Here is an 11,205-nt window from a genome sequence, read left to right on the forward strand (position 1 = left end):
CGTCACCGCCGGCGCTGGGCCTGACCGCCTGCGGCAGCGCCGACGGCGACTCGAAGGCGGCAGGCGGCGACCACGCCTCCGGCACCGCGCAGAGCCGGCCCGTGTCCGACGGGGACGGCAAGGGCGGCGCGGAGCAGGCCACCAGCGGGGCCGACACCAAGGCGGGGGCGCGCTCGACGACTACCTCGGGCGGTTCGGACGAGGTGGCGAGCAAGGACGCGACGGTCGGCGCCCAGCAGTGCGTGGGCGACGAGATGCTGGTCACCGCGGTCCACCGGTTCGCCGGGCAGCAGGGCGACCACCTGCTGGTCACCGCGTCCAACCAGGGCACCAAGCCGTGCTGGGTCACCTCGTACCCGGCCGTGAGGCTCGGCGACGACAGCCTCGAACTGCCGCACTCGAAGAAGGACAACCCGGGCGGTGCCAAGCGCATCACCCTCCAGCCCGGCGGCAAGGCCTACAGCGCGGTGAACCTCTGCGACTACGGCTCCGGGCACCAGACGGCGCAGTCGCTCGCCATCGCGCTGCGCGGCGCGGACGGCCACGAAAGCCCCTACTACTCCGTCGTCATGAAGGGCCAGAAGCAGCAGTTCAGCTGGAACGAGGCCGACGTGCTGAACTGGAACACCGAGAAGCCGTACGACTTCTGACAGTCGTCGGCCGGTGAGGCGTCAGTTCTGCTCGGTCGAGTGCGGCCCGCCGCGCCTGCGTCCCGGCCCGCTGACCGCTGCCGGCACTCATACGACAGCGGAGTAGCGTGCGGTGTGGAGGCCTGGGTGCAGGAGCTCTGTGAGCCGGAGTCCGGCGACTTTATCAGTCGGTATGTGCACGGTGACGTAGAGATCTCCCGGCGCACCGCCGTGCTTGCTGGGGCCGCCCCAGTACTACGAGCAAGCATTGGTGATCCATTCCTCCATCAGTCCCCCAACGAAGTGCGGCGCCTGAAGGATCGAATCCAATGATGGTGACCCCAACACTGGGCCTGTCGGCGCGCCGCCATTGATGACGAGCGGCGCAGTTCCCTCATGCGAGTGCCGCACCGGGATGCCACGGATTCGCTCACGCGAAACATCTATCTGCGCCTACCCGGCAGCGGCCGCTGCCTTGGGGCCCCCGCGCCCAGCGGGCCGGTGCGCCGATGTCGTAGGTTGAGTTCACCCGAGTGTGGATGAGAGGGCAGTCGTGGCATCGGCGTTGTTTGAAGTGCTGGGCAACGAGGAGTTCTGCGTGACGGCCCTGCGGGGGCTGGATGAGGCGGAGGTGCTGAGCCGTCTGGGCACGACGGCGAGCTCGGTGCCCTACTACCGCATGGAAGACGTCATCAGTCATGTGGGCTTCGAGTCCGAAGCGGTACAGGTCCATGCCCCTGGTGGGGATTGGGTGTACCTTTTCGACGCTATCGGCTCGCAGGGGTGGTCCCAGTCCGCTCCCGTGCTCCTGCGGCTGTGCCGGGGTACCGAGGCGGTATCGGTCTGCAAGATCGAGAGCTTCTCGACGAAGGTGGTACTCGCACGAGACGGGGTCGTGATTGCCGAGTATGACACCTGGCTGGATGAGCGGCCCTCCGGTCCCGAGGCCGACGGCCTGGAGCGCATCCTCACCCGCGCGGGCTTCTTCCTCCCCCCGGAGGACCGGCCCGACGGCTTCCGGCACCCGCGTGCCGCGCTGGAGGCTGTGGAGGAGGAGTTCGGGTTGCGGGTGGACCCGGCAGCCCTCGCGGAGCCGCTGCCGACGGTCACCGCTCCGGTGTTGCGAGGCTGACCGATCGGCAGCGGCTACACCGTCTAGTAGCGCGTCGCTGCTTAGTTGTGGCATGTCTGGTGGGAGGCTGGTGTCTGGTGGGAGGCTGGCGTCTGGTGGGTTCCTCCTTCTCTTTTGCCGGACAGGACTGTCGTCATGGGTTCACAGAAGAAACGGCCGGTCAGGTTGACACCGCAGGATCGTGAGGAGTTGGTCCGGGCGACCACGACGGGTGTCCGCCCAGCCTCGATGATCAGGCGTGCGCGGGTACTGCTTGCGCTGGACACCTCGGTGGGTGAGGTGGAATCCAAGGAGGTGATCGCGGCCCGGCTCGGCGTCTCCGGTGAGACGTTACGGTTGGTCGCCAAGCGTTTCGCCGAGACCGGTGGCGATGTGCACGCCACGATCGCGCGCAAGAAGCGCGACCTGCCGCCGGTGCCCTCGCCGGTGACCGGCGAGGTCGAAGCCCGGCTGATCGCGATGGCATGCTCCCAGCCACCCCAGGGCCATGCACGGTGGTCGCTGCGGCTGCTGGAGAAGCACGTCGCGCTGGCCGAGGACATCCCCGATCTGGACCACTCCACCATCGGACGGGTCTTAAAAAAACGGAACTGCGCCCTCACCTGAGAAAGTGCTGGACCATTCCACCCCGGGCGAACGCGGAGTTCGCGGCGCGGATGGAAGACGTGCTGGCCGTCTATGCCCGGCCCTACGACCCGGCACGTCCGGTGGTGTGCATGGACGAGAAGCCCTACCAGCTCCTCGCCGATGCCCGCGCCCCGCTCCCGGTCCGTCCCGGTCACGACGCCCGCCGGGACAGCGAGTACATCCGCTGCGGCACGTCCTCGATCTTCGTGTGGGTCGAACCCCTGCGCGGGTGGCGTCGCGTTCAGGCACTGTCCCAGCGGACCCGGACCGACTGGGCCGGCCAGGTCAAACAGTTACTGACCGTGGACTACCCCGACGCCGAGACCGTGGTGCTGGTGATGGACAACCTCAACACCCACAACATCGCCTCGCTGTACGAGGCATTCGAACCGCAAGAGGCATTCACCCTGGCCCAACGCCTCGAGATCCACTACACGCCCAAGCACGGGTCATGGCTCAACATCGCCGAGATCGAACTCTCCGCGCTGACCCGGCAATGCCTCGACCGCCGGATCAGCGACCTCGACATCCTCAACACCGAACTCTCAGCCTGGCAGAACGCCACCAACACCGACCAGCGTCAGGTGAACTGGCAGTTCACCACCCACGACGCACGCATCAAACTACGCCACCTCTATCCCAAAAATTAGCCGCGACAACCTACTAGCCGCCCCCGTGGATGACTTCGTGGCGTTGCTGCGACAGGCCGGTCTGGGCGTGACCGTACGCGAGGACGAGAGCGCGATGCTCTGGGACAAGCTGGCCTTCCTCGCCCCGTTCGCCCTGCTGACCACCCGCCACCAGGCCGACGTCGGTGCCGTCCGTGATCGGCACCGGCCCGAGCTGCTCACCGTCCTCGACGAGATCGCGGCCGTAGCCCGCGCCGCCGGCGCGTCCGTGACCGCCGAGGGGCTGCTCTCCTTCTTCGAACGCGTCCCCGGGACGATGAGGTCCTCGATGCAGCGCGACGCCGAGGCCGGCCGTCCGCTGGAACTCGACGCCATCGGCGGAGCCGTCCTACGCGCCGGAGCCGCCCACGGCATAGCCATCCCGGCCACCGCCCGACTGGTCGCCGAGCTGGCACAGTCCGCAAAACGGGTGGCCTGATGGGGCGGCCCGCCCCGGCGCGATGGCCGCGGGCCGAGAAGTTCCTGTCCGACCGCGGCGCCGCCCGGACGGCCCATCCGGGCGGAACGCTCCTGGACCACCTGCACCGTGTCACCCGCCTACTCTCCGCCTGGGGCGCCGACCCTGACGTCCAGCTCGCGGGGCTGTGCCACGCTGCCTACGGAACGGACGGATTCGACGGGTCGCTCCTGGGCATCACCGAGCGCTGGGTGCTCGCCGAACTGATCGGCGATCGCGCGGAGGCCCTGGTGTACCTGTACGCGAGCTGCGACCGGGCAGCCGTCTATCCTCGCCTGGGCAACGGGCTTCCGGTGGGCTTCCATGACCGCTTCACGGGCCGGGAACACACTCCGGCCGCGGCGGACGTACGCGCCATCGTGGAGATCACGGCCGCCAACGAGCTCGACGTGCTGGCCCATAACGTCGGGCTGGCCGAACGCCACGGCCCGGCTCTGTACCGCCTGTTCGCCCGCTCACGCGAGCTGCTGTCCGCGCCAGCGTGGAACGCCTGCACCGAGCAGCTGGCCCGGTACGCCCCCGGGGGATCGTGATCAGCGGCCTGGACCACCTGGTGCCGACCGTCACCGTCGTCGAGCGGACCACTGCCGTTTACCAGCGAGTCCTCGGCATGCGGCCCGTCACCTTCGGGGCGGGGCGCCGCGCGCTGGACTTCGGCAGAAGCAAGATCAACCTCCACCTGGCCGGCCACGAACTCCTCCCCCACGCCGCCCGACCAACCCCCGGCAGCGCCGGCCTCTGCCTGGTCACCCAGACCCCGCAGGAACAGGTACTGGCCCATCTGGTCGCCTGCGGGGTACCCGTGGAGGAAGGCCCGGTGCCGCGCACCGGCGCCCTCGGCCCGATCCCCAGCACCTACCTGCGCGACCCGGACGGCAACCTGATCGAAATCTCCACCTACACATGACCAGGCCCCCTGGGCGGGCGAAGCTGTTGCCCCCCGGCCTCCGGCCGAGAGCCGCGCAACTACGAACGTCCCACGTTGACTTGGTGACAGAACGATTTCTGATGGAGCGGCTGTGACAAGTAGCCTGCCTCCCAGGTGACAACCAGGCTGCTTCGGCCCGGCTCTTCTCCCAGCCTATTCGGCTCCGCCGGTGACAACTATCGAGCCTCGGCACACCGGCCGTCGACGCTGTCCGCGGGCCCGGCCAGCGTCAGGAGGCCCGCCTTCCTGATCGCGTACGAGTCTGCGTCACGGTACCGGAGACCGCTCCCACCGACGCCCATGCCGCCGTGTGGCTGGAAGAAGACGGCGGCGTGTGGGCCGACTATCCCACCGTGCCGCCGGACGACCACATGCTGCCGCTGGTGTGGGATGGCGATCGCCCTGTTTCCCGGGGCGAGTTGGGGGCACGCGGGTGTGTCCTGTCCCGGATCGCGGTCTGCCGCACCGACCTGGTCACCACCTTCGGAATGCCGCAGGTGAACGGGTCCGCGCAGTACGCCTCCGTGTGGCTGGACAACGAGAGAGGGGTCTGGGCCGACTACCCGACGGCCGACCCCACCGAGGACCTGGTCCTCCCACTGGTGTGGGCGCGGGAGCAGACCGACTCCCGAAGCGACCTGGCGGAGCGGGGCTACGTCTTCACCCGCATCGGACGGAGCCTTTGAGCCCCGCAGCCCCCGCCACGCTGGACATCGTCTGGCCCGGAGAGCCGCCTGGTGACAACGCCCCGACCCCGGCATTGCAGCTGCCGGGGTCGGGGCGTTCCGCATCGTAGCCACGACCGTATCCACCAGTAGCCACGCGTGCGGCAACGCGTATCCGCTCGTAGCTGAGGCCGGCGGCCTCAGCCGTGCGGCGGCGCCGCGCCGGGAAGCTGACCGGCGAACTCCCACCACTGCTGGATGGTCCACACGGCGACGCTGGAGCGGTCGGTGGACATCCGCAGCCACACCTCTTCGCCGCCGGGCATGAGTGCCACCTCCAGGTGCGGCTGCTCCCACGTCCCCACCGGATACATCCACTCGATGCCATCGGGCCAGGTCCGCATCGCCACCGTGCGTACGCTCAGCGCCGCGGCGAAGGCGTCCAGCGCGGCCTGGGCTATCCGCACTTCCGCCGGCTCACGTTCGATCCCCGCCACCCGGGCCCCCTCCTCCGGCAAGACGCGACAGCTCCCCGGGCGCCACAGCCTTCCAGACCTCCGCGGCCCCCACCGTCTTGGGAGCCAAGCACGTCGTTCAGAAGCTGTCGTGGGCATGGGTTCGCACAGTCGGCAGGGCGAGCTTGAGTGTGGCAAGGCGTTCTGCAGGGTCCGGGCCTTCGGCGACGATGCGCGTCAGGTCCTCCACGGAGTAGCGGACAACGGTCGGCAAGCCGGCGGCCTCGACCTCATTCGTGCTGGAGAGGTGGAACCCGCACAGCCCGCACAGGAGACCTTCGGCCGTCAGTTCCATGTCGAACAGGGGGGAGCCCACCCCCACGGCCAGGAACAGAGCGGCGGCTTCCCGGTCGCAGGCGGGGCACTGGCTCAGCGTCTGGAACAGCGCCTTTCCTGGACCGACCTCGACCACTATCAGCCCGCGCTCGCTCACCGCCTGCGCGGCGCCCTCCACCGCTCCGTGCGGGAGGTCGGCGAAGCGCGTCCGGAACCGGTGCCGGGCCTGGTCCATCCTCAGCCGGATGGCCTTCTGCAAGCGGTCTGCCCTGTCGTCGAGGATCACCTGGACCGTGTCCGACCACGACTCCCAAAAGGCTCCGCGGTCCCGCCTCACATGCTGCAAGAGCTTGTCCACGGTCGCTGTGAAGACTCCCAGGTAGTCCTCCATGTCGTCTGCACCGAGGTGAGCGACACCGTTGCGCAGCTCGATCAGGCCGTCGAGGTCAGCAGCCTCGCTTTTGGGCTTTTTCGGGAGGACGTCCATCTTCCGCAGCCGATCGATCGCCGTCGACGCGCCGATGGTCCTGAGCCGCGCCGGCGGTTTGGACACCGCTCCCGCGAAGTGGAGCAGCATGTCGTCCTTGCCGTTCACCTCGGTGAGCAAGGTGGGATGGACACGGACCAGTGCCGCCTTCGCCAGGCGTTCGACGCTGACACCGGCGTGTAACAGGAAGACCTCCTGGTCCTCTTCGGCGTGGGCTTCCATCGCCAGGCGCGCGAAGCGCTTGGCACCTTCGTAGAGACGATCGAACGTGACCGGCGATTCCATGACCGGACGGTACCGACAGCCATTGGCAGGGCGGGGTGCATTTTCAGGGCGAAGCCCGCCCTCCAGCAGCCCCACCCCCGCCCTGATCACACGATCGGGTGATCCGCCTACTTGCCGGGCCTGTCGGCTACTCCTTACGGGTGACGGCTTGTCAGTCCTGCTGCGTGCCGTCCCGGTTCATCGCGACTCAACCGCGCCTTGGTGGCGCCTGTTGCCCAAGGCGGTGACTTGATGAGCCTGACCTCCGGGATTCACTGTCCACGCACGCCGCTGCGCCGGTTCCTGGACCGTGAACTGTCGGCCGGTGCCCACCCGCTGCGTAAGAGCTTCCGGGCTCAGGACCGCAGCAGCCACGTCCTGATGCCGGGGCCGGGCGTCGGCACGGAGGCCGGGAACATCGGCACCGCGACCGACTACCGGCTCCGTCTGGCATTCACAGCCGCCGAGCCCGTCGACCACGTCGCCCGCCTCGGCATCCTGCTCAGAAGCTGTGTCAGATCCGGTGTCTAGGCACTCCCTCCCCTGGCGCACGGTCTACGGCTTCTTCCAGCGATGGCGGGCGAACGGAACGCTGGCCCACATCCATGCCGAGCTGCACCAGATGGTCCGCATCCACGACGGCCTCAATCCCCGCACCGTCGCGGTGATCCTGGATTCCCAGTCCGTCAAGGGCGCCGAGACGGTGGGAGCGGACAGCCGTGGCTTCGACGGCGGGAAGCTGATCAACTGGAGGAAGCGGCACCTGGCCGTCGACATGCAGGGCCTTGCGCTTGCCGTGATGGTCACCAACGCCTCGCCGCACGACAGCATTTCCGCCCGTGACCAGCTGTTCCGCCTGCGCCTGACCCATTCCGAACTCGCCATCGCCTGGGTGGACTCCGCTTATGGCGGGAGTCTCGTGGACTGGTCCCACTCCTTCCTCAACATCACCCTGAAGACAGTGCCCCGCCGCAAGGACCAGGACGGCTTCGCCGTCCTGGCGAAGAGATGGCGGGTCGAGCGGGCCATTTCGTGGATCATGAGAGCCAGAAGAAACGTCCGGGACTACGAACGGCTTGTCTCCCACAGCGAGGCCCACATCACCTGGACCTTCATCACCCTGATGGTCCGCCGCCTCACCCGCCCGCCCCGGCCACCGCGGACCGAGCCACACCCCGTCGAACCGGTGAAAGCGGCCGGCAAGCCCAAGCCCATACGCCTGCGGTCGCTGCAGCCACGCACGATCCGCCTCGCCCCTACCACTCTGCGCTGACCCGATGACCAGGCGAATCACGCAGCAGCACGCCGGGAACCGCTCTCAGTAGTCCTCTTCCCAGAAGTCGTCGTCATCGTCTTCTGGCTCATTGCGTTCAGCCGCGTCCGCAGCCCGCTCGTCGAACCCGGACAGCGCTGTCGCGCTCTCCGGGTCCCGCTCTGTCGCGGCACCGATCCGCTCCGCAGCTTCTCTGTCCATCGGTGTTGATCTCATATCGGGACCATTCCCCTCAGAGTTCACTGGCCGACGGTCCAGAAGAAGTTGATCAGCGTGACCGCCGCTCCGCACAGGATCGCGGCACCGCACGGTCTTGCCACGGACACACTGTTGGGGTCAATATCGATCACGACTTGGTCCTCCTGTCCGCGTGCGGACATGGCTCGTCCGACAGACAAGTGCACCGACCGAGCCCGTCCGCGACCGCAGACGGCGACCCCACCGAGACGGGGCGATGCACCGGAGGTCGGGAATGGCCGCGACGTACAATCCCAGTGAAGGCGAAGCGCCAGGCCGAGATTCCGGCACCGGTGTGAGGGAGGGGTCCGGATGTTCGGTTCGAAGAAGAAGCTCAACATCAACATGTTCAGTTCGCAGAAGAAGCTCAACGATGCGATGGCGCAGCTCAGGCCCGATCTGAGTCGGGAATCGCTCGGTGTAGGGCCCAATTTCCCGGGCGTCGCCCCGAACCCGCTCCTGAGCAGTGATGCACGGCAGCGCAATGCGGAACTGCGTACGGGGGCGCTTGCGCTCGGCGTTCTCGTCGACTGGCGGGAGGTCAACAGCAACCCGCGCGTGGTCCTGATGTTCGACGTGGAGACCGCCGGCGGCCGCTCGTTCCGCGGTATCGCAGACGAAACCCTCACGATCACCGAGCTCACCCGACTCGCCCCGGGACAGACGTTGCCCGTGCGCTATCGGCCGGCCGTCATGGACCACTACGTCGCCCTTGCCCGGGACGCGGACCCCGCCCACGTGCAGCAGCTCTCTGACGAGATCGCGAGCCGCAAGCGGACCTGACCCGAAGCCATTGGCCGGATCCCTAGCTTGATCTTTAACCTGTGCGGCGGGGTCGTGGAGTGGCTGACTTCTTCGTTTGTCGTTGCGCTGGCTGTGTTTTGTGGGGCGTGTGTACGTCGTGGCGGGGTGTCGGCCGGGTGTTCTTTCGGCCCGGTGGTCGTCCGGGACCGGGCCGGGAGGGTTTTGGTGCCTGGGCCGGGCAGGTGGTCGCTGGGCGGATGTGCCGGAAGTCCCGGCGAACGCGGGAGGGGGTGAGCCTGTCCGACGGGGCTGGGTTTCTCCCAGGGCCGGCGCCGGTCGGCCGCCAGCGGTCGGGCAAGCCGCAGCTGGGTGTAGGCGGCGAGGACCAGCCAGGTCCATCGGTCGGCTGCCTCGGGGGTGCGGATCTTGGGGCAGGTCCAGCCCAGGGTCTGCTTGAAAAGGCGGAAGGTGTGCTCGATGTCGAGGCGCCGCAGGTATGCCTGCCAGAGCCGGTCGGCATCTGCGGGAGTTGCGTCGATGCCTGACCACCACAGCCAGACCGGCTTGGGGGTGGCCCCGCTGGGCAGGCGGTCGATGTCCAGACGGATCACCGTTCCCTCGACGATGGGGAGGGTGCCGTCGGCTGCGGCCCAGGAGGAGCGGTGGGTCAGCTTGGGATGCAGCCGGTCCCAGGAGCGGGCGAGGGCGGTGCCATAGAGCCGGGTGTCGGTGACGGTCTCGGTGTCCGGGGTGCCCCAGGTGTCGGGCTGTCCGAAGACGAACTCGCCTCCGTGCCGGGGCGGGCGGCCAAGGATGTGCGGCTGGCGGAGTGGAGCAGTCCTGCGCAGGACACGGTCCGAACGCATCCGGGCCAGCACCTGCACGGGCAGGTCCCGCAGGAGGAAGGCCAGCCGAGGCGCGTCATAGCCGGCGTCCGCGATGATGAGGACGTCCGGGTCGCCTGGCTGCCACTGCCCTGCGGTGATCAGACGCTGGAGCAGGTCGCGCAGCTGCCGGGCGGTGACGGTGGCGGTGTCATCCCCGGGAGCCAGCCGCAGTGCATCCAGCGGCGCGGTCCACGAGCTGCGGCCGGGCTCGAGCGCGCAGACGATGGAGTACGGCCAGCCGGGAACGGGGATGTACTGGTCCTTGCCCCTGCCGTAGGTGTGGCACAGGATCCGCTGGGGTGAGGTGCGGGCGGCCGGCCGCAGCCAGCAAGTGATACCGATGGCCAGGACCAGCCGGCCATCGGCAGCCCGAGGCAGGGGCACTGCGGCCAGGGCCCGTCGCAGCCGGCCAGTGTCGATCTCTCCGCGGGCCAGCGCCGCATAGAGCCCTTCATGGCCACGGCGGTGTTCGCCCACCAGTGACAACTCGGCCAGTGACCTCACCGGCCCGTCGTCGCACAGAACAGCGTCAGCCAGCTCGAACAACCCGTCCGAACGAGCGGTAAGACAGGAGTAGAACTCACCCCGGAAGCGTGACAGTTCAGCCAATGGCTCTCGCTGGGCATCACCATGCAGCAGACTCATTCTCACGGCCTTCGTGCTGGACGTGTGTGTTCCTTGGTCGGAGCACATGTTCAGCCGAAGGCCACTTCGCTGTACGACGGATACCGAACCGAGTGATCAAGTTCGAGGCATCATTCGAGGCCGGACGTTAAAGATCAAGCTAGTACTGCAAGGGTGCTTGCCGTGACTGGTGGCCAGGTCAGGGGCTGTGTCCGCGCCGTTAGTGGTGGTGGCTGATGCGGGCCTGGTGTTGTCGCCTTCGGCGCCAGGTCGACCAGTGCAGGATGTGCCCGACGGGTGCGGGGGTGCGGTCGGTGAGGCGGGTGATCAGCCGTCGTATCTCGGCAAGGCTGAGGTGGATGAGCTGGGAGGATCCGTTTCTGCTTTCCCCACATCCAACTCGCGGGCTCGCAGAACGGTCAGGCAGGCATGGGCGGCCATGGCGAGGGTCATGTGGCGATGCCATCCCGGATAACGGCGGACCTGGTAGTCGTCCAGGCCGCACTCCTGCTTGGCGCTTTGCAGCCGCCGGTCGATCAGTGTCCGCCCACGGTCGGTGGCGTAGGCGAGGAAGACGCCGACCTGGCAGTTCTCCGTGCGCCCGGCGGTGCCGGAGTACTGCCGCTGCACCCCGGCCGACCGTTTCCCCTTCTTCAGAAAGCCCGTGTCGTCCACGACCAGGACGGCGTCGAGGTCGCCGAGGTTGTCGACCACGTACTGGCGTACGTCGTCCAGCACCTCATCGGCGTCCCACTCGATCCGGTTCAGCAT

15 protein-coding genes and 1 pseudogene are annotated in these 11,205 nt (G+C 68.1%); 11 read left to right on the forward strand and 5 right to left on the reverse strand.

All coding sequences use genetic code 11. From position 1 onward, the window contains the following. Positions 1-14: 14 nt before the first annotated feature. From BBH68_RS31090 to BBH68_RS31125, 8 genes are all read left to right on the forward strand, one after another. Entirely contained in the window at positions 15-650 is a 636-nt protein-coding gene (locus tag BBH68_RS31090; RefSeq protein WP_079151312.1) for a DUF4232 domain-containing protein, read from the forward strand. Positions 651-1,182: 532 nt separating this feature from the next. Continuing rightward, the gene (locus BBH68_RS31095; RefSeq protein WP_065967073.1) at positions 1,183-1,761 is read left to right on the forward strand and encodes a DUF6461 domain-containing protein; all 579 of its coding nucleotides are present in this window, start codon (positions 1,183-1,185) and stop codon (positions 1,759-1,761) included. Positions 1,762-1,989: 228 nt separating this feature from the next. Continuing rightward, positions 1,990-2,367, forward strand: a complete 378-nt coding sequence (locus BBH68_RS42795; RefSeq protein ID WP_218029724.1) for a helix-turn-helix domain-containing protein — start codon at positions 1,990-1,992, stop codon at positions 2,365-2,367. Continuing rightward, positions 2,256-3,038, forward strand: a complete 783-nt coding sequence (locus BBH68_RS41635) for an IS630 family transposase (RefSeq protein WP_211301915.1) — start codon at positions 2,256-2,258, stop codon at positions 3,036-3,038. Before BBH68_RS42795 ends, BBH68_RS41635 begins: the two co-directional genes overlap by 112 nt. Before the next feature lie 37 nt (positions 3,039-3,075). Beyond that, positions 3,076-3,495, forward strand: a complete 420-nt coding sequence (locus BBH68_RS31110; protein ID WP_245738394.1) for a ketopantoate reductase family protein — start codon at positions 3,076-3,078, stop codon at positions 3,493-3,495. Further along, the gene (locus tag BBH68_RS31115; RefSeq protein ID WP_065967074.1) at positions 3,495-4,067 is read left to right on the forward strand and encodes a DUF6817 domain-containing protein; all 573 of its coding nucleotides are present in this window, start codon (positions 3,495-3,497) and stop codon (positions 4,065-4,067) included. Before BBH68_RS31110 ends, BBH68_RS31115 begins: the two co-directional genes overlap by 1 nt. After that, positions 4,064-4,441 (forward strand): VOC family protein, encoded by a 378-nt coding sequence (locus BBH68_RS31120; RefSeq protein WP_065967075.1) that lies wholly within the window; start codon positions 4,064-4,066, stop codon positions 4,439-4,441. The genes BBH68_RS31115 and BBH68_RS31120 overlap by 4 nt, the downstream gene beginning before the upstream one ends. A gap of 329 nt (positions 4,442-4,770) precedes the next feature. Then, a complete protein-coding gene (locus tag BBH68_RS31125) occupies positions 4,771-5,148 on the forward strand; it encodes a hypothetical protein (RefSeq protein ID WP_065967076.1) in 378 nt (125 codons plus the stop codon). Positions 5,149-5,327: 179 nt separating this feature from the next. Here the strand turns inward: BBH68_RS31125 and BBH68_RS31130 are convergent, their stop codons facing one another. Both BBH68_RS31130 and BBH68_RS31135 read right to left on the reverse strand, forming a co-directional pair. Then, positions 5,328-5,624, reverse strand: a complete 297-nt coding sequence (locus tag BBH68_RS31130) for a hypothetical protein (RefSeq protein ID WP_065967077.1) — start codon at positions 5,622-5,624, stop codon at positions 5,328-5,330. Between the two features lie 97 nt (positions 5,625-5,721). Next, on the reverse strand, positions 5,722-6,690 hold the full coding sequence (locus BBH68_RS31135; protein ID WP_065967078.1) for a hypothetical protein: 969 nt from the start codon (positions 6,688-6,690) through the stop codon (positions 5,722-5,724). A gap of 231 nt (positions 6,691-6,921) precedes the next feature. Between BBH68_RS31135 and BBH68_RS31140 the strand changes: the two genes are divergently transcribed. Together BBH68_RS31140 and BBH68_RS31145 are read left to right on the forward strand one after the other, a co-directional pair. After that, a complete protein-coding gene (locus BBH68_RS31140) occupies positions 6,922-7,200 on the forward strand; it encodes a hypothetical protein (RefSeq protein WP_065967079.1) in 279 nt (92 codons plus the stop codon). Then, positions 7,193-7,942 carry an IS5 family transposase gene (locus BBH68_RS31145; protein ID WP_076971320.1) on the forward strand — a complete coding sequence of 250 codons (750 nt, stop codon included), beginning with the start codon at positions 7,193-7,195 and terminating at the stop codon, positions 7,940-7,942. Before BBH68_RS31140 ends, BBH68_RS31145 begins: the two co-directional genes overlap by 8 nt. A gap of 45 nt (positions 7,943-7,987) precedes the next feature. On the opposite strand, the gene BBH68_RS42275 is transcribed toward BBH68_RS31145, so the two are convergent. Further along, entirely contained in the window at positions 7,988-8,143 is a 156-nt protein-coding gene (locus tag BBH68_RS42275) for a hypothetical protein (protein ID WP_158080356.1), read from the reverse strand. A 348-nt stretch (positions 8,144-8,491) separates the two neighbouring features. On the opposite strand from BBH68_RS42275, the gene BBH68_RS31150 reads away from it, so the two are divergent. Next, positions 8,492-8,962, forward strand: coding sequence for a hypothetical protein (locus BBH68_RS31150; protein WP_065967081.1), 471 nt, complete (start codon positions 8,492-8,494; stop codon positions 8,960-8,962). A 34-nt stretch (positions 8,963-8,996) separates the two neighbouring features. Here BBH68_RS31150 and BBH68_RS31155 read toward each other — a convergent pair. Both BBH68_RS31155 and BBH68_RS44600 read right to left on the reverse strand, forming a co-directional pair. Then, positions 8,997-10,455 (reverse strand): annotated as a pseudogene (locus tag BBH68_RS31155) (NF041680 family putative transposase). A 306-nt stretch (positions 10,456-10,761) separates the two neighbouring features. Next, positions 10,762-11,205, reverse strand: a 444-nt coding sequence (locus tag BBH68_RS44600; RefSeq protein ID WP_065967082.1) for a transposase, incomplete at its 5' end; no start/stop codon positions are given.

Source organism: Streptomyces sparsogenes, from assembly GCF_001704635.1.
In the GTDB taxonomy this organism is placed as follows: domain Bacteria; phylum Actinomycetota; class Actinomycetes; order Streptomycetales; family Streptomycetaceae; genus Streptomyces; species Streptomyces sparsogenes.

Coding starts and splice junctions, on each gene's coding strand:
- BBH68_RS31150 (WP_065967081.1), top strand. CDS start 8,492: ATGTTCGGTTCGAAGAAGAAGCTCAACATCAACATGTTCAGTTCGCAG.
- BBH68_RS42275 (WP_158080356.1), bottom strand. CDS start 8,143: ATGGACAGAGAAGCTGCGGAGCGGATCGGTGCCGCGACAGAGCGGGAC.
- BBH68_RS31135 (WP_065967078.1), bottom strand. CDS start 6,690: ATGGAATCGCCGGTCACGTTCGATCGTCTCTACGAAGGTGCCAAGCGC.
- BBH68_RS31140 (WP_065967079.1), top strand. CDS start 6,922: ATGAGCCTGACCTCCGGGATTCACTGTCCACGCACGCCGCTGCGCCGG.
- BBH68_RS31115 (WP_065967074.1), top strand. CDS start 3,495: ATGGGGCGGCCCGCCCCGGCGCGATGGCCGCGGGCCGAGAAGTTCCTG.
- BBH68_RS42795 (WP_218029724.1), top strand. CDS start 1,990: ATGATCAGGCGTGCGCGGGTACTGCTTGCGCTGGACACCTCGGTGGGT.